The 18,084-nt window shown below is 70.5% G+C and carries 12 protein-coding genes; 3 read left to right on the forward strand and 9 right to left on the reverse strand.

Features of this window, described 5'->3' with window-relative positions; all coding sequences use genetic code 11:
- Positions 1–113 precede the first annotated feature (113 nt).
- A complete protein-coding gene (locus ABZX85_RS45485) occupies positions 114–566 on the forward strand; it encodes a lamin tail domain-containing protein (protein WP_355883588.1) in 453 nt (150 codons plus the stop codon).
- A gap of 93 nt (positions 567–659) precedes the next feature.
- Here ABZX85_RS45485 and ABZX85_RS45490 read toward each other — a convergent pair whose 3' ends face one another.
- A complete protein-coding gene (locus ABZX85_RS45490; RefSeq protein WP_355883591.1) occupies positions 660–2,627 on the reverse strand; it encodes an acyl-CoA dehydrogenase family protein in 1,968 nt (655 codons plus the stop codon).
- A 262-nt stretch (positions 2,628–2,889) separates the two neighbouring features.
- Here ABZX85_RS45490 and ABZX85_RS45495 point away from each other — a divergent pair, with 262 nt between their 5' ends.
- Positions 2,890–3,897, forward strand: a complete 1,008-nt coding sequence (locus ABZX85_RS45495; protein ID WP_355883594.1) for a LacI family DNA-binding transcriptional regulator — start codon at positions 2,890–2,892, stop codon at positions 3,895–3,897.
- A gap of 79 nt (positions 3,898–3,976) precedes the next feature.
- Complete coding sequence (locus ABZX85_RS45500) at positions 3,977–6,031, forward strand: TIM-barrel domain-containing protein (protein WP_355883597.1); 2,055 nt, start codon at positions 3,977–3,979, stop codon at positions 6,029–6,031.
- Between the two features lie 82 nt (positions 6,032–6,113).
- Here the strand turns inward: ABZX85_RS45500 and ABZX85_RS45505 are convergent, their stop codons facing one another.
- The 8 genes from ABZX85_RS45505 to ABZX85_RS45540 form a co-directional block, all read right to left on the reverse strand.
- Entirely contained in the window at positions 6,114–6,740 is a 627-nt protein-coding gene (locus tag ABZX85_RS45505; protein WP_355883600.1) for a chorismate mutase, read from the reverse strand.
- A 34-nt stretch (positions 6,741–6,774) separates the two neighbouring features.
- On the reverse strand, positions 6,775–7,488 hold the full coding sequence (locus ABZX85_RS45510; RefSeq protein ID WP_355883603.1) for a hypothetical protein: 714 nt from the start codon (positions 7,486–7,488) through the stop codon (positions 6,775–6,777).
- A 45-nt stretch (positions 7,489–7,533) separates the two neighbouring features.
- Positions 7,534–9,741 carry a glycoside hydrolase N-terminal domain-containing protein gene (locus ABZX85_RS45515; protein WP_355883606.1) on the reverse strand — a complete coding sequence of 736 codons (2,208 nt, stop codon included), beginning with the start codon at positions 9,739–9,741 and terminating at the stop codon, positions 7,534–7,536.
- On the reverse strand, positions 9,738–11,732 hold the full coding sequence (locus tag ABZX85_RS45520; protein ID WP_355883609.1) for a beta-galactosidase: 1,995 nt from the start codon (positions 11,730–11,732) through the stop codon (positions 9,738–9,740). The genes ABZX85_RS45515 and ABZX85_RS45520 overlap by 4 nt, the downstream gene beginning before the upstream one ends.
- Complete coding sequence (locus tag ABZX85_RS45525; RefSeq protein ID WP_355883612.1) at positions 11,729–13,924, reverse strand: 1,4-beta-glucanase; 2,196 nt, start codon at positions 13,922–13,924, stop codon at positions 11,729–11,731. Before ABZX85_RS45525 ends, ABZX85_RS45520 begins: the two co-directional genes overlap by 4 nt.
- 273 nt (positions 13,925–14,197) lie before the next feature.
- The gene (locus ABZX85_RS45530; RefSeq protein ID WP_355883615.1) at positions 14,198–15,133 is read right to left on the reverse strand and encodes a carbohydrate ABC transporter permease; all 936 of its coding nucleotides are present in this window, start codon (positions 15,131–15,133) and stop codon (positions 14,198–14,200) included.
- A complete protein-coding gene (locus ABZX85_RS45535) occupies positions 15,130–16,170 on the reverse strand; it encodes an ABC transporter permease subunit (protein WP_355883618.1) in 1,041 nt (346 codons plus the stop codon). Before ABZX85_RS45535 ends, ABZX85_RS45530 begins: the two co-directional genes overlap by 4 nt.
- A 21-nt stretch (positions 16,171–16,191) precedes the next feature.
- Complete coding sequence (locus ABZX85_RS45540; RefSeq protein WP_355883621.1) at positions 16,192–17,886, reverse strand: extracellular solute-binding protein; 1,695 nt, start codon at positions 17,884–17,886, stop codon at positions 16,192–16,194.
- Between the last annotated feature and the right edge of the window lie 198 nt (positions 17,887–18,084).

Consider the following 18,084-nt stretch of genomic DNA (forward strand, 5'->3'; position numbering starts at 1 on the left):
GGCGGACCGCCGCGCCTCCACGGCGTGATTCATATGACCACTTATGAGTTTCTGGTGAAGATCGTGTGATAGGACTTCTTTCTCGCATACGACATCCAGGGGGGATCTCTTCTATGCGCGTGAAGCACCTTTGTGCTGCCCTCGGCGGCGCCGCACTGCTCTTCGGCACCGCCCTCTCCACCCCGGCCCAGGCGGCCGGCGGGGGCGTCGAGCTGTACCACGTCTGGTTCGACAGCCCCGGCAAGGACACCCGCACCAACGCGAGCCTCAACGCGGAGTGGGTCCAGATCAAGAACACGAGCAAGAAGGCCGTCAACGTGAAGGGGTGGGTCCTCAAGGACGCCTCCAACCACAAGTACGTCTTCAAGAACATCACCGTCGGCGCCGGGAAGACCGTCAAGGTCCACACCGGCTCCGGCAAGGACACCGCGACGGACACGTTCCAGAACCGCAAGGCGTACGTCTGGAACAACGACGGCGACACGGCGACCCTGACCAGGGCGAACGGGTCGAAGGTGGACACGTGCTCGTGGACGAAGAAGACGAAGGACCACAAGTGGTGCTGAGGAATTGAGACGGCGGGTGCGCGAGTCTTCTCAGGGGCGCGGGGAACTGCGCGACCGGCCCCGACGACTCCGCACCCGCCCGACAACCTCTTCCTACCGAATAGGTCGGCGCACGTTCTCCCTCACAGACCGCCCCGGCGAAGCGTCCGCGATCCACGGCCCTTCCCCGGACGGATCGACGACCCCCTCCTCCAGCCACTCGTACGCCCCGCCCAGCACGCCCTTCACCACCCTCCGGTCCACGTCGTCCGTGTTGGCCCACAGCCGGCCGAACAACTCGTCGACCCGCACCCGCGCCTGGCGGCAGAAGGCGTCGGCCAACTGGTACGCCTCGCGCCCGTGTTCACCGCGTGAGCGCAGGTGTTCCGCGCGGACGCAGGCCGCGCTCATCGCGAAGAGTTCCGCGCCGATGTCCACGATCCGGCCCAGGAAGCCCTGTTTCGTCTCCATGCGCCCCTGCCACCGGGACATCGCGTAGAACGTGGAGCGCGCGAGCTTGCGGGAGTGGCGTTCGACGTAGCGGAGATGACCGGAGAGGTCGGCGCCGTGCTTGAAGTCGTCGTAGGACGTGGGCAGTTGGCCCGCACCGACGACGAGTTTCGGGAGCCAGCGGGCGTAGAAGGCGCCGGCCTGCGCGCCCGCTCTCGCCTTGTCGCCGAGGGACTTGTCGGGGTCGATGAGGTCGCCGGCGACGGAGAGGTGCGCGTCGACGGCCTCGCGGGCGATGAGGAGGTGCATGATCTCGGTGGAGCCCTCGAAGATCCGGTTGATGCGCAGATCGCGGACCAACTGCTCGGCGGGCACGGCCCGTTCACCCCGCGCCTTGAGGGACTCTGCGGTCTCGAACCCGCGTCCGCCCCGGATCTGGACCAGCTCGTCGGCGATGAGGCACCCCATCTCGGAGCCGTACAGCTTCGCGAGGGCGGCCTCGATGCGGATGTCGTTGCGGTCCTCGTCGGCCATCTGCGAGGAGAGGTCGACAACGGCCTCCAGCGCGAAGGTCGTCGCCGCGATGAAGCTGATCTTCGCACCGACGGCCTCGTGCAACGCGACGGGTTTCCCCCACTGTTCACGCACCCCGGACCACTCGCGGGCGATCTTCAGCGCCCACTTCCCGGCCCCCACGCACATCGCGGGCAGCGACAGCCGGCCGGTGTTGAGGGTGGTGAGCGCGATCTTCAGCCCGGCACCCTCGGGCCCGATCCGGTTCGCGGCCGGCACCCGCACCCGGTGGAAGCGGGTGACGCCGTTCTCCAGGCCCCGCAGCCCCATGAACGCGTTGCGGTGCTCGACGGTGATCCCCTCGGCCCCGGCCTCGACGACGAACGCCGTGATCCCGCCCTTGTGCCCCTCGGACACCGGCACCCGGGCCATGACGACCAGCAGATCGGCGACGACCCCGTTGGTCGTCCACAGCTTGACCCCGTCGAGGACGTAGTCGTCCCCGTCCGGCACGGCCGTCGTCGCGAGGCGGGCCGGGTCGGAGCCGACGTCCGGCTCGGTGAGCAGGAACGCGCTGATGTCGGTCGTCGCGCAGCGCGGCAGGAACGCGTCCTTCTGCTCCTGCGTACCGAAGATCTTCAGCGGCTGCGGCACCCCGATCGACTGGTGCGCGGAGAGCAGCGCGCCGAGCGCCGGGTTCGCCGAACCGACCAGCGCCAGGGCCTTGTTGTAGTAGACCTGGGTGAGTCCGAGGCCGCCGTACTTCGTATCGATCTTCATGCCGAGCGCGCCGAGATCCCTGAGACCGTTGATGGTCTCGTCGGGGATGCGCGCCTCGCGTTCGATGCGGGCGGAGTCGACCTTGGTCTCGCAGAAGTCGCGCAGCGCGGCGAGGAACTCCTCGCCGCGGCGGACGTCGGCGTCGGGCGGGAGGGGGTGCGGGTGGATCAGGTCGAGGCGGAAGCGGCCGAGGAAGAGTTCCTTCGCGAAGCTCGGCTTGCGCCAGTCCTGTTCGCGCGCCGCCTCGGCGACGCGCCTGGCCTCACGTTCCGAGACGGAAGGGCCGGAGGGGCCAGAGGGGCCAGAGGGAACTGACGGCTGTGCGTGTGGTGCGGACATGAGGATCACCTCGCCGCGTATCGGGTGTCCGGGACGGCCGGTTACCGGTCGGTGCTACTGGATCGTGTACCCGATTACGGCCGTCTCGACCACCCCTCGCGCGCCCGTCCGGACCCTCCCGGAGTGATTCCGGAGTGATTATCGAAGCGCTTCGACAACCTATGGACACCCACCCCCACTGAAGCTACTGTCGAAGCACCCAGTCGCCCGCCCCTGTTCGCACGCGCACTGTCGAAGCGCTTCACAAAGCTTGGAGAGCTGGATGGTCACCCTCGCCGAGGTCGCCCAGCACGCCGGAGTCTCGGCGAGCACGGTGAGCTATGTCCTCAGTGGCAAGCGGTCCATCTCCACGACCACCCGGCAGCGGGTCGAGCAGAGCATCCGGGAGCTGGGGTACCACCCGAACGCGGGCGCGCGGGCGCTGGCGAGCAGCCGCTCGAACATCATCGCGCTGATGATTCCGCTCCGCACGGACATGTACATGCCGGTGATGATGGAGATCTCCATCGCGGTGGCGACGGCCGCGCGCGGCTACGGCTACGACATCCTGCTGCTGACCGGCCAGGAGGGGCCGGACGCGGTGCGCAGGGTGACCGGCAGCGGGCTGGCCGACGGCATGATCCTGATGGACGTCGAACTGGACGACGAGCGGCTGCCGTTGCTGCGGGCGACCGAGCGTCCGTCGGTGCTGATCGGGCTGCCGGCCGACCCCTCGGGGCTCGCCTGCGTCGACCTCGACTGGAGTGCGACGGGCGCGCTGTGCGTCGAGCATCTCGCGGGGCTCGGGCACCGGGACATCGCCGTCATCGGCGAGGCGCCCGGCGTCTACGAGCGGCACACCGGGTTCGCGGTCCGCACACTGGAGGGGCTGCGGGCGCGGGCGCGGGAGCTGGAGGTGCGCGCCCTGCACCGGCCGTGCGAGGGCGGGTACGACGCGATGGCCTCGACGCTGGCCCGGATCTTCGACGAGCGGCCGGCGACGACGGGGTTCGTCGTGCAGAACGAGTCGGCGGTGGAGCCGCTCCTCGCGCTGCTGCGGCAGCAGGGGCGGGCCGTCCCGGAGGACGTGTCGGTGGTCGCGATCTGCCCGGACCAGGTGGCGGTCCAGGCCCCCGTCCGGCTGACGTCGGTGGCGATCCCGGCGGCCGAGATGGGGCGGCGCGCGCTGGAGCGGCTCGTCGCCAAGCTGGAGGGCCGGGGCGGCGCCGAAGTGGCGCTGATCGCCCCGGAGTTGACGCTCCGGGCCAGCACGGGCCCGGGCCCGGTCTGACGTTCTGTCACTTCTCTTCACAGGGCACCTCCTTCGGGGTGCCTCCAGGTCCGCACGCCTCCCCACAGGAGCACGCCGTATGACTCTGCCTGCCGAAGACCTGTCCGCCGAGACGCAGCCCAAGGTCAGTCTGGCCCAGTCCTCCCCCACCGTCGGGACGTTCCGTGAGCGGGGCGGCGCGCTGGAGTGGAGCGGGCGCCAGGAGACCGTACGTGTCGAGCCGTGGGGGCCGGACGCGGTCCGGGTGCGGGCCCGGCTCGGCGGTCCGGTCCTGCCGGATCTGCCGGGCGCCCTGCTCGACACTCCCCCGCCCTCCGAGTCGGTCGTCAAACTCGCCGACGGCGTAGGGAGGCTGACGGCCGGCGCGCTGACCGTCGAGGTGAGCGCCGAGGGCCTGATCCGTTTCCTGTCGACGGACTCCGGGGCGGAGATCCTCGCCGAGGAGCGGGCGCACTTCTGGTGGCCGGGCTCGCGGCTCTACACCGCCGTCGGCAACGGCCACCACCGCCTGGAGCAGCGCTTCGCGGCCTACGACGACGAGCGGCTGTACGGCCTCGGGCAGCACCAGCACGGGAAGTTCGACCAGAAGGGGCTGGTCCTCGACCTGGTGCAGCGCAACGCCGAGGTCAACATCCCGGTGCTGACGTCGAGCCGGGGCTACACCCTGCTGTGGAACAACCCGGCGGTCGGGCGCGTGGAGCTGGCGCACAACGGGACGCGGTGGGTCGCGGACTCGGCGCGGCAGCTCGACTACTGGATCACCGCGGGCGATCCGGCCGACGGCCAGCGGCGCTACAGCGCGGTGACGGGCCGCACGCCGATGCTGCCGGAGTGGGCGGCGGGCTTCTGGCAGTGCAAGCTGCGCTACCGCACGCAGGACGAACTCATGGGCGTGGCGCGGGAGTACAAGCGCCGGGGGCTGCCGCTGACGGCGATCGTGTGCGACTTCTTCCACTGGACGCACCTCGGCGACTGGAAGTTCGACCTCGCGGAGTGGCCCGACCCCGCCGGGATGGTCCGTGAACTGGCCGAGATGGGCGTCAAGCTGGTCGTCTCGGTCTGGCCGTCGGTGTCGCCGCTGTCGGAGAACCATCCGGTGATGGAGCAGCGCGGCTACCTCATCGGCACGCAGTACGGCCCGATGGCGCACGCCGACTGGCCGGACAAGGGGGTCGCCTCGACCGTCCAGGTCGCCTTCTACGACGCGACGAACCCGGAGGCGCGGGAGTTCCTGTGGTCCCGTATCCGCGACAACTACCTGGCCCCGTACGGGATCACGGCGTTCTGGCTGGACGCGTGCGAGCCGGAGCTGAAGCCGGGGTTCTCGGAGAACCTGCGGTACTGGGCGGGCCCCGGGCTTGAGGTCGGCAACCTCTACCCGCTGGAGAACGCGCGGACGTTCGCGGAGGGGCTCGCGGCGGAGGGCGAGGAGGTCATCACCCTCAACCGGTCGGCGTGGGCGGGGAGTCAGCGGTACGGGGCCGCGCTGTGGTCCGGTGACATCGGCACCGACTTCCCGACCCTGCGCCGGCAGATCGCCGCCGGTCTCAACACCGCGCTGTCCGGCATCCCTTGGTGGAACACCGACATCGGCGGCTTCCACGGCGGCGACCCGGACGACCCCGCGTACCGCGAAGTCATGGTCCGCTGGTTCCAGTTCGGGGCCCTCTCGCCGCTGATGCGGCTGCACGGCTTCCGTGACCCGGGGATGCCGCTGGGCCCGGACATGACCGGCGGCCCCAACGAGGTGTGGTCGTACGGCGCCGAGGCGGGCACGATCATGGCGGAGTACGTGCGGCTGCGGGAGCGGCTGCGGCCGTACGTCCTGAAGGTGATGCGCGAGGCCCACGAGGAGGGGCTGCCGCCGATGCGCCCGCTGTTCCTGGAGTTCCCCCAGGATCAGGCGAGTTGGGGTGTCGACGACACCTACCTCTTCGGCCGGGACCTGCTGGTCGCGCCGGTGCTGACGGCGGGGGCGACGGTCCGGACGGCGTATCTCCCGGCGGGGGCGCGGTGGACGGACGCGTGGACGGGGGTGTCGTACGAGGGGGGTACGACGGTGACGGTCGAGGCGCCGTTGGAGCGGATTCCGCTGTTCCTGCGGGACGGGGCGCGGCTGCCGATCGTGAAGTGAGGCGCGCGTGAGGTGAGTTGACGTGAGGCCGGTCCCCGGGTGCGGGGGCCGGCCTCGTCGTCGTAGCGGTCCGTGCCCGGTGTCAGCTCTCGCAGACCGACGGCAGCGCGCGGATCAGGGCCTCGGTGTGGAGGCGGTCCAGGTGGCGTTCGTGGCGGACCTGGGCGGCGGAGAGGTACAGCTCGGGGTAGCAGGCGAAGGTGGCGCGCTCGGCGCCGGTCGCGGCGAGGGCCTCGACCAGCGCGGTGTTGATGCGGTTGATCTCGACGCGGACGACGCTCAGGTCGGGGCGGGTGGTGGGCGCCTGGTCCGGGTGGTCGGTCCAGCGCTGGAACAGGGCGCGCTGGACGAGCTTGTTGGCCTCGATCTGGTCGCGGAAGACCTTGCGGACCGCGTCGGGGTCGGCGCCGAGCTGCTCGGCCTGGGCGGCGACCGTGTCGAGGACCTGCTGCTCGCGGGCCGGGTCGTCGATGGGGCTGGTGGTGCCGAACTTGGCGGCGGCGACGAGGTCGGCGGTGGCGAGGCGCTGGGCGGCGAGGTCGGCGACGGTGTGCAGGGTGGGGGCGTCGGCCGTGGTCTTCGCGCTGGTCGCGGTGGTCGCCCGGAACGTCGCCGGAGCCGCGACCGCGGTGCCGGTCGCCCCGAGGGCGACCGCCGCGGCCACGGCCAGCGTGATCAGGGCGCGGTGTGGGGGGGTGTGGTTGCGCATACCCCCATCAAACCCCACCCCGGCCATGAAAAGGTCAACTGCTGCTGACGGTGAGGTTGTTTGTCGTGAAGTTCAGACCACCGGACGAGCTGGTGATCTCGTAGCCGAACTGCACGTCACCGATGGTGACGTTCCCGAACCACCCCTTGGTGTCCTTGATCCACTTCAGGATGGGGAGGATCTGGACGGTCCCGGAGGTGGAGTTCGAGGTCCGGATGAACGAGAAGACCTGGTTGGAGCCGTTGGTCCCCTTGTAGACGGTCCAGGAGTGCCCGCCCAGCGTCACGTTCCCCTGAGAGGTGCCGAGCGGCCCGACGGCCCCGGTCTTGTTGACCCAGAGCATGATCTCGTAGGCGTGGTTGGTGTCCCAGATGTCGTACGACGTGTTGTACGCGCCGGACGACGGCACCGAGACGTTGTAGCTGCTGCTCAGCGAGCCCAGCGAGGTGATCGTCTTGTTGATCGCCTTGGTGGAGTTGGGGTACGACTTGATGCCGCCGGTGTTGGGGTGGTTGGCGTTGACGCCCCAGTTCGTACCGGAGTTGGCCCAGAAGCACTGGCTTCCGGCGCCGGAGCCCCAGATGTTGTTGTAGAGGGTGTAGCCGTTCAGGTTCGTGTTGCCCCACTGGTCGCAGGTGCTCCAGACGGCCGCCGAGGCGGGCGCGGAGGCGACGCCGACGGTGAAGCCGAGGGCGAGGGCGGGGGCGAGCAGGACCTTGACGGTCCTGGTGAGTGTGCGGGTTGCCATGGTGTCCTCCATGGGTGGGGGGAAATGCCGTGTCGTGCGGGGGAGTTACCACGTCCCCAGGGTGAGGACGTGGTCTTCTCCGGCGACGAGACCGAGCGGCCTCGCGCCGGTGGAAGTCCACAGCTCCACGTGGAGCGTGCGGGTGGGCCGGACGACGGCCCGGGCGCCGTGCGCGTCCCAGTCGAGGTCGACCTCGGCGCCAAACCTCGTGCGGACGCCCCGCAGTCGCCCTTCGGCGAGGGCCGGGGCCGGTGCGGGAAGGAGGACCAGCCGGTCGGGGGTCGACTGGATCAGCGCCTCGATCAGGACGGTGGGGAGGGTGTGCGCGGCGTCGGCGTTGTAGACGTGCCGGTGGGGGTAGTGGGCGCTCATCAGGGACGCGTGGAAGAAGTCGCCGTCCAGGACGGCGGCGAGGGCGGCGCCGACCCGGGGCGCGTCCCTCAACCGGGCGGCGATCAGGGCGTGGTGGAGGTGGCCGTGCGCCGAGTCGTTCTCCGCGCCGCGCAGTTCGAGCGCCCGGTGGGCGGCCCCGGCGAGGCCGGGGGTGTCGTAGGGGGTGATCTCGTCGAGCGGCCAGACGCCGTAGAGATGGCTCAAGTGGCGGTGGTCGTAGGTGTCTTCGAGACCGGGCCGGGCCCATTCGGCGAGTGCGCCGTCGGCGTTGACGCGGTGGGGCGGGAGCCGGTCGGCGAGGGCTGTCCAGCGGGCGGCGCGGCCGGGGTCCTCGGGGTGGTACGCGGCGGCCGTGCGGAGGGCGTGGCGGGCCGCCGAGAGGTCCATCGCCGCGTTGAGGGCGCCCCAACTGCCGTTGGCAGGGCGGTTCTCGGGCGAGTAGGAGGGGACGACGACGAGGTGGCCGTCCTCGTCCGTGCGGGTGAGGAAGTCCTCGTAGAACTCGGCGAGTTCGGCCAGCAGCGCGGCCGTACGGGGGTCCTGGGCGCCGGTCGTGTCGTCGTGGTCGACGAGGGGCTTGAGGAGCCAGTCCGCGCCGGCCGTCCAGAGGTGGAGGGGGTATGCGCGGCTGAAGTGGAAGGAATGGCCGGACTCGCCGTCGGTGTGGGCGGGGGTGACGACGCCCCGGGCGCCGAAGACGGCACGGGCGTTGGCCCGCCAGTCGTCGAGCTGACCCTCGATCAGATTGCGCAGGGCGTCGGTCACTTCGAGGAGGGCCGCGCTCGCCGCCGAGGACGTCTGGAGGTTGAGGTTGGCGTCGAGGGTGAAGGCGCCGGACCAGGCCGTGTCCCAGTCGCCGGTCCACAGGCCGGTCAGGCGGGGCGGGAGGAGGCCGGAGGCGGAGAGGAGGTGGTGGCGGCCGGCGGCGAAGAGGCGTTCCAGGAGGGCCGGTTCCGCCGGGGTCTTGAGCAACTCCGAGCCGGGGAGGGCGCGTTGCGCCGGGTCGGCGTGGAGGTCGAGGGTGACGCGCCGGTAGGCGTCGCGGTGGAGGGGGAGGTGGCGGGCGCGGAGGGTGTCGTAGTCGGCCGTGTCCGGCAGTTCGGGGTCAGTCGGGTCCCGGTGGACCCGGGTGAGGAGCAGGACGGACTCGGCGCCCTCGATGCGGACGCCGTCGGTGGTGAGGGCGGTGGTGCCGCCGGTGACGACGGCCCGGGTGCGGCCGGTGTAGGACCTGGTGCTGCCGGGGTAGCGGGCGTGGAGGGTGAGGAGGGCGCCTTCTGCGGTGAGGGCGGTGGTGCGGGAGACGGACAGGCCGTCGGGGGCTCCGGGGAGGCGGTGGTCGAGCGAGAGGCCGAGGGTCAGCTCGGGTGCGGTGACGTGCTGGACGATGACGTCGTCGGCGCGGGAGACGAGGACGCGGCTCGTCCAGTCGGCGTCGGACGCGGTGGTCTCGCCGGTCGTGAAGTCGACGGCTCGGCGGTAGTGGTGGGGCGGGGAGGTGGAGGTGGGCGCATCCGTGACTGCGGCTGCCGTGTCCCGGCGGACGCGGGTCTGGAAGGCCGGGTGGAAGGGCTGGACCCACTGGAGGGGGCGATGATCGGTGAGGTCCTCGGCGGCGGTGAGGTCTCCGGCGAGCAACCTGTCCTGGACACCGGCGAGTTGAGCGGCCAGCTCGGGGGCTCGGGCGCCTTCGGAGCCGTTGGGGCGGACGAGGGTGTGGTGGGTGACGATCACCCGGTCGTCGTGGGGGTCGCCGAGGACGAGGGCGCCGTGCCGGCCGTTGCCGCTGAGGAAGCCGTCCTCCCAGCGGTCGGCGGGGGCGGGTTCCCAGGTCCCGTGGACGGGCTCGCCGCGCGTCACGGCTTGAGCACCGCCACTCCGTGCCGGGCCAGGGTGAGTTCACCCGTCGTGCGGGTCGCGGTCAGCAGGTCCAGCCGGTCCGGCGGGACGTCGACGGTCACGCTGTCGCGGTTGTGGTTGAGGAGGAACAGCAACTCGCCGCGCTGTACGGCCTCGACGCCGTCCGGGAGGCCGTCGAGGACGGGGCGGGCGCCCGCCTCGGCGGCGATGCGGGCGAGGAGGGCGCGCAGGGCGGCGGGGTCGGGGAGGGTGGAGACGTACCAGGCGCGGTCGCGGTGCAGGATCGCCGGGAGGGCGTCCAACTCGCCGCCCTTGTAGGGGATGTGGTCGGTGCCGGGTTCGGGTTCGATCTCCTCGGACCAGAGGGTGCCGCGGAACCCCTCGCACTCCACGCTCTCCCCTTCGTCGAGGGGCCACCACTCGTGCAGGGTGCGGATGCCGAACAACGCGCGCAGGCGGGCGTCCATGCCGCCGGGGCGGACACGGTCGTCCTCGTCCGCGGCTCCGGTGAAGAAGCCGCAGACGAGGGTGCCGCCGCCGCGAGCGTACGCGAGGAGGTTGTCGATCGCGGCGTCGGTGAGGAGGTAGAGCTGGGGGGCCACTACCAGCTTGTAGGCGGTCAGGTCGTGTTCGGGGTGGGCGAAGTCGGTGGTGAGGTGCTCCTCCCAGAGGGCGCGGTGCCAGGCACGCAGGACGTCGGGGAGGTCGACACGGGAAGAGGGGCGGGCGTCCTGGGCGCCGGCCCACCAGGAGTGCCAGTCGTGGAGAATCGCGACGTCCGCTCTCCGAGGGGCCGTCAGATGCGGTGCCAGCAGGGGGAGTTCGCCGCCGAGCTGCTTGACCTCGGCGTACGTACGGCCCTGCTCCCCCGCGTGGCTGACCATCCCGGAGTGGAACTTCTCGGCGCCCTGGCGGGACTGGCGCCACTGGAAGTAGCAGACGGCGTCGGCGCCCCGGGCGACGGCCTGGAGGGACCAGAGACGGTTGAGGCCCCGGGGTTTGGGGTGGTTCACGCCACGCCAGTTGACCGGGCCCGCCGCCTGTTCCATCAGCATCCAGGGGCCGTCGGCCTGGGAGCGGGTCATGTCCTGTACGAGGGCGCCTTGTTGGGCGCCGTAGGGGTCGCGCGGGTCGGGGTAGAGGTCGACCGAGACGACGTCCTCCTCCCGCGCCCAGCGCCACGCGTCCTGGCCGATCCACAGGGGCATGAAGTTGGTCGTCACCGGGATGTGCGGGGTGTGCCGGGCGACGATGTCGCGTTCGGCGAGGTAGCACTCCAGGAGGGCGTCCGAGGTGAAGCGCCTGAAGTCCAGTACCTGGGTGGGGTTCTTGAGGTAGTGCGGGGTGCGCGGCGGGAGGACGCCGTCCCAGGTGTCGTAGCCCTGGCTCCAGAACGCCGTTCCCCAGGCGGAGTTGAGGGCGTCGAGCGTGCCGTACCGCTCGCGGAGCCAGCGGCGGAAGGCGGCGGCGGCCTCGTCGCCGTAGTCGAACGTGCAGTACTCGTTGTTGATGTGCCACATCGTCAGCGCCGGATGGCCGGCGTAGCGGGCGGCGAGGTCCTCGGTGATCGCCGCCGCGTACCGGCGGTAGGTGGCGCTGGAGTGCGAGAAGTGCTGGCGTCCGCCCCACCATTCGGTGCGGCCGTCCTCCGTGACGGGGAGGGTGTCGGGGTGGAGGCGGCCGAGCCAGGGCGGGGGCGCGGAGGTGGGGGTGGCGAGGACGACGCCGATGCCGTTGCCGTGCATCAGGTCCATGAGGGTGTCCAGCCAGCCGAAGTTCCGTTCCCCCGGCCGGGGTTCGAGGGTGGACCAGGAGAAGACGCCCAGGGTGACGGAGTTGACGCCGGCCTCGCGCATCAGGCGGGCGTCCTCGTGCCAGGTCTCCTCGGGCCACTGTTCGGGGTTGTAGTCGCCGCCGAAGAGGACGCGGCCCCGGGTGGCGTCGGCGAGGGAGGGTTTCCTCGCGGGGCCGGGTGTCTGCGCCGCGTTCATCGGACGGGGTCCCCGTACTGGATGCCCCGCCCGTTCGTCGCGAGGTAGACGCGGCCGTACACGCGGGGGTCGCCGGTGACGGTCTCGCCGGTCCAGCCCCACTGGTGGCGGTCGTCGTTGATCCGGACCCAGGTCCCGGCCTCGTCGTCGGAGCGGAAGACGGCCGTGCCGGTGTCGACGGAGCCCACCAGGTAGACGGCTGGGTAGGCCGCGCCCGGCGCCGCCTTGCCGAAGCCGACCGTGTACGCCGCCCAGCAGCTCGCCGTCTTCGTGAAGGTCGCGCCGCCGTCGGTGGACCGGAAGAGGCCGTTCCACTTGGTGCTCAGCCAGAGGTCGCCGGACCGTCCCGGGGCCGCGACCAGCTCGAACTGGGTGTCGCCGGAGGGCAGGCCGGTCGCGCCGGGGGTGAAGGTGAGGCCACTGTCAGTGCTGGCCCGTACTGTTCCCGTATCGGAGTCGAACGCGTAGAACCGCGTCGGATCGGCCGGGTCGGCGACCGGTGCGGCGCCTTTCGGGAAGGAGGGGATCTCGGTCCAGGTGGCGCCGTTGTCGGTCGAGCGGTGGGCGGGGTACTTGGTGCCGTCCCAGTGGACGAAGGACCAGAGCAGCACGCTCCCGTCGGCGTTGGCGGCGATCGGGCCCGGGGCGTCCTTGGCGAGGGAGGGCTGGGCGGCGAAGGGGGTCCAGCTCCGGCCGCCGTCGGTGGAGTGGGCGCCGTTTCCGTGGTCGCCCCAGCCGCTGCGGACGACGTACGCCGGTCTCAGCGCGGCCTGCGACAGGCCCGTCGCCGTTCCGGACACGGGGTTCGTGGCCATGCCGCGGGACGGGGAGGCCGTGAGGCGTTCGTGGTACATGACGCCGATGTCGCCCGAGCCGCTGAGCAGGTGCGCCTGGCCGGCCGGGGGTGAGATCAGCTGTCTGACCGACGTCTCCTCCAGCCCTCTGATCTGCGGCGCCCAGTGGGTGAGGTCGCGGGTGCCGTACAGGGTGGCGCCGGTGCCGTACACGATGTGCCGGGAGTCGTACGGGTCGATCGCGACGGCCTGAATCCACCAGCCGAACTTCGGCTTCTCCTCGCCCCACTTGAGGAAGGGGGTCTCGGAGACGTCGAGGACCGCGGTGTCCTTGAGGGACGTCCAGGTGTGGCCGCCGTCGGTCGTGCGGTACAGGGTGTCCACCGCCGACCAGCGGTTGTTCGTCGAGACGACGGCCGTGCCCGGGCGGCGGGCGTCCACGGCGACGCCGCCGTAGCCGAAGGTGTCCGTCGCGCCGTCGGGCTTCGCCGGGGTGATGTCGGTCCACCTGCCGGTGAGGGTCGCGAGCTTGTGCACGGCGCCGTCGGACTGGCCGTTGGGTCCGGGGGCGTTCGCGTACGTCACGTACAGGGCGCGGGTGTGGCGGTCGTACGCGGCGCGGATCGGGACCTTCGTGGTGGTGCCGGTGGGCTGGTCCGGGACCGGCGTCCAGTGCGTGCCGTCCGTCGTGCGGAAGAGGTTCGGGGTCGTGCCGTCCGTGTCGGCCCAGGCGGCGTACAGGGTGCGGCCGGCCGCCACCAGGAAAGTGATGCCCTGGCCCGTCGCGGTCGGGGTTCCCGGGAAGGGGGCCGGGTGCCAGGTCGCGCCTCTGTCCGTCGACTTGAGGAGGCCGTCGTGCCGGGTGCCGAGCCACAGGGTGTCGCTGTTCCTGGGGTCCACGAGGAGGCGTTCGCCCGCGCCTCTGCCGTCCTCGTTCGCGCCGAGTTTCACGGGGAGGTCCGTGCGGGTCCAGGTGGTGCCGCGGTCCTTCGAGCGCAGGATCGCGCCGTTGCCCGCCCAGGGCTGGGCGTAGGTGCCGAGGGCCAGGTAGACGCGGTTCGGGTGCGCCGGGTCCAGGGCGATCGCCTCCACGCCGAGGAGGTTCCAGTCGTCCCAGCCTAGGTGGTCGGTGAGGGGGGTCCAGCGGGCCTCGGCGTCCTCCCAGCGGTAGGCGCCGCCGATGTCCGTCCTCGCGTAGGCGAGACCTCTGACCGAGGGGTGGAAGAGGACGCCGGTGACGAATCCGGTACCGCCGATCACCGCGGTGCGCCAGCGGTAGGGGGTGGCGGGGGTGGGGGTTCCCTCTTGGGCGCGGGCTTGGGCTTCGGTGAGCGGCAGGGCACTGAGGGCTGCGGCTGCTGCGGTGCCGGCGAGGAGTGTGCGGCGGGTGGGGTGCATCGGGGCCTCGTTCAGGTGGGAGGGGGGTGGGGCGACGCGGATGCCCGTGACTGGGGAGGGGGTTCGGGCGGGTGCGGGTGCGTTGTGGTTGCTCGCGGCCACGCGGCGGAGCCGCATATCGATACGGCCCCGCGCCCCGAGGAATTCGGTCAGCTGAGATGCGGTACTGCTTGAGCTACGCCACCTGGTCCCGCCCAGGGGCGCGGGGCTGTATTGATGTGCGGCTACCGCCGCGTGGGCGCGACCAGCCACACCCCACCCGCAGCCGAACGACTAGCCCTTCACCGCCCCCGTCAGCATCCCCTTCTTGAAATGCTTCTGCACGAACGGGGACAGCACCGCCACCGGCAGCAACGCCATGACCATGACGGCCATTTGGACGGCGAGGCCGGACAGCTCGCCGGTGCGGATGGCCTGGCCGAGGCCCACGGGTGCCTCCTGTTTCTGGACGAGCTGGATCATGACGTTCTGGAGGGGCATCATGTTCTGGTCGTTCAGGTAGAGGGACGCGTTGAACCAGGCGCTCCAGTAACCGACGGCGTAGAACAGGGTGATGACCGCGAGGACCGCCCGGGACAGCGGCATCACGATCTGCCAGAGGATGCGGAGGTCCCCGGCACCGTCGATCCGCGCGCTGTCGGTCAGCTCCGGCGAGATCCCCATGAAGAACCCTCGCAGGACGAGGATGTTGAACACACTCACCGCGCTCGGCAGGATCAACGCGAGGTAGGTGTCGGTGAGTCCGAGCGACTGCACCAGCAGGTACGTCGGAATGAGCCCGGCGCTGAAGAACATCGTCGCGAGCAGCAGCATCAGCATCCACCGATGCCCCAGCGACCCGCTCCGCGACAGCCCGTACGCGCACAGCACGGACACGGTCATCGAGAACGCCGTCCCGACGACGGTGATGAGCACGCTGATGACGGCGGCCCGCGTCACCTGCCCCCCGCTGAGCAGCTCGCGATAGGCGACGAAGGTGATCCCCTTCGGCACCATGACGAGCCCGCCGGCCCGGTCGATGGTCTCCCGCGAGGACAGGCTCGTCACGACGACGATCCACAGCGGGAAGAGGATCGCGAGGCAGGCCAGGGAGAGCACGAGCCCCTTCCCGGCGATCCCCGCCTTCGTGGGCGGCTCCTCCCAGACGGGTCGCGGCGGGGCGGCCCAACGCACGGGTTTCTGAGCCGACTTGTCGAGTACCGCGCTCATTTCTTGTACACCCCCTGCTCGCCCATGAGATGGGCCACCTTGTTCGCGACGAGGACCAGCCCGAGGCTGACGACCCCCTTGATCAGCCCGGCGGCTGCCGCGTACCCGAAGTCCTGGTTGCGGACGCCGTTCCACCAGACGAACGTGTCGAGGACCTCGGAGGCCCCTGGGCCGACGGCATCACGTTGCAGCAGGATCTGTTCGAACCCGACGGTGAGCGCGTCCCCGACCCGCAGGACCAGCAGCAGGGCGATGACGGGCCGCAGCGCGGGCAGCGTGACGTGCCACATGCGCCGCCAGCGCCCGGCCCCGTCCATCGCGGCGGCCTCGTACAGATCGTGGTTGACGGAGGCGAGGGCCGCGAGGAAGACGATGATCCCCCAGCCGGCGTCCTTCCAGACGCTCTGCGCGGTGACGAGGAACTTGAACGTCTCGGGGTCGGTCATGATGTCGATGCCGTCGTACCCGTGTTGCCGCAGGAGCTGCGACAACAGCCCGGCGCCGCCCAGGAGTTGCTGGAAGACGGCGATGACGAGCACCCACGAGAAGAAGTGCGGGAGATAGAGGATCGCCTGGGAGATGGCCCGCACCCGGGGCCGTACGACGCTGTTGATGAGCAGCGCGAGGAGGATCGGGATCGGGAAGTAGAGGACGAGCTGGAGGAAGAACAGCACCAACGTGTTCGTGACCGCGTCCCAGAACGCCGAGTCCTCGAAGAGGCGTTGGAAGTTCTCCAGGCCGACCCAGGGGCTGTGCAGGATGGCGACGACGCCGTTGGAGCTGACGTAGGGGTCGTACTCCTGGAAGGCGACCACGTTGCCGAGGATCGGTACGTAGTTGAAGAGCAGGACCAGCAGCACGGCCGGCAGCGTCATCAGGATGAGGACGCGGTCGCGCCGCAGGCGCAGCCGTACGCTCAGTTTCCCTGAATCCCGTTTCTTCTTGGGGGAGTTGGCAGGGGTGCCGGACGTCGCCGTACTCCGCTTCCCCGTCTCGTCGGCCTCGGTCTCGCTCCGAGGCACCGTGCTGTGGGACACGGCCGTTCTCCTCGCCTCGGGTCAGCTGCTCGCGGTGCCGTTCTCGTCGAGCAGCTTCTGGTACCAGTCGCGCAGTCCGTCGCCGCCCTTCTTCTTCCAGTCGGTGACCCACTGCTGCATGTCGCTGATCTTCTTGCGGCCGCGGATGATGTCGTCCTCCAACTGCTCCATGTCGTTGGAGAGGTTGGTGAACCGGGCGGGCTCGGTGATCTGCATGCCGTAGAAGGCGGACTTCTTGGTGAGCGCTCCCATCCGCTGCTGCCACTCGACGGCGCCCCGGCCGATGTCGGGGAACTCGGGGCGGGCGATGGTGGGGGCGGGGGCGGCGACCATGACGTACGCGTTGTTGACGTCGATGTTGCCCTGGTCCGTCTTGACCGGGACGCCGTCCTTGACGTCGTAGTGGGTGCCCTCGACGCCGTAGTTGGTGAGCATGTACTCCTTCGTGCCGTACGGCGCGGCGGCCACGTTGGCGACGGCTAGGGCGTCGCGGACGACCGATTCGGAGGCGTTCTTGTTGAGGAAGGCGAACATGTTGGCGGGCTGGGTGGCCCACAGGGCGGGCGCGCCGGAGCCGGTGCCGAAGATGTCCATGCCCCAGATCTTGAAGCCGGGGTTGTGGGCCTGCTGGATGGCCTGCTGGCCCCACCAGCTGGAGATGTCGTTGTTGTAGATGAGGAACTCGCCGGCCGCGAACTTGGTGCTGGGGTCGACGGCCTGGCTCTTGCCGAGCCGCGCGTCGGGGTGGACGACCTCGGCGGCGAACAGCTTCCGTGTCCACTCCAGGGCTTCGAGGTACTCCTGGGTCTCGACGCGGTAGACCAGTTTGCCGTCGACCTGGTTCCAGCCGAGCGCCTTCTCGCCGCCGGACAGGACGCTGAACGCGTTGAACGCCGTCCACTTCATGTCGCCGCAGGCCCAGCGCTTCGCCCGCGCGTTGGTGATCTCCTTGGCGAGCGCCATGAACTCGTCGGTGGAGGTGGGTACTTGGTACCCCTCCTTGTCGAAGATGTCCTTGCGGTAGAACGGCACGATGTTGGGGACGTACGACGACGGCAGCGGCAGCCCGCGCAACTGGCCGCCGAAGATGCAGCGTTGCCAGGCGTCGGTGGGGATCGCGGCGAGGTTCGGGTACTCCTTGACGGCGTCGCCGGAGAGGTAGCGGCCGAGGTCGGCGAACTTCCCGATGATGGCGCTGGGGATCTTCCCGCCCATGTTCCAGCCCGGGATGATGACCATGTCGGGTACGTCGCTGGAGGCGAGGACCGCGCCGAGCTTCTGGTCGTAGGTGTTGCCGTCCTGGTTCTGCCAGGTGACGTCGGCGCCGATCAGCTCGTTCATGGCCTTGTAGTAGGCGTTGTCGCCCTTGGGCGGGGAGCCCCAGTACGGCGCCATGGCGGTGAGCTTGCCGCCCTTGCCGAGCTTCTTCTCGACGGACGTCTTGAGGGTGGCGGTGTCGACCTTGCCGATGAACCCGGCCGCCGAGCCGTTCTTGGCGGGGATGTCGGGCGTCACGACGTTGTTCGCGACGTAGGCCGGGAGGATCTTCCTCGCGCCCTTGCCCGAGGTGGTGCCGTCGCGTGAGCCGTTGTCCGAGCTGCCGCAGGCGCTCAGCAGGGGCAGCCCGCCCGCGACCGCGGCGGTGGCGACCGCCGTGGAGGCGAGGAAACCTCTCCGGCTCGGGCCGGAGGAGGCGGAAGCGGCGTTCGGCGTCATTGCGTCAACCCTTCGTGGCGCACCAGGACACCCGGCGGTGGCTCGTCGGCTGCGGTGTCATCGGTGGAACTGGCTGAGCCGAAGCGGACGTCCGACCAATGCCGTGGAACTCCTGACGGACCCTTAGTCGAAGCGCTTCGATGTTGCTGTGAGGTTAAGTGAAGCCCTGGGGGCGCACAAGGGTCGCTCCCAATATTC

The sequence above is a fragment of the Streptomyces sp. NPDC004539 genome, from assembly GCF_040610055.1.
Lineage (GTDB): Bacteria > Actinomycetota > Actinomycetes > Streptomycetales > Streptomycetaceae > Streptomyces.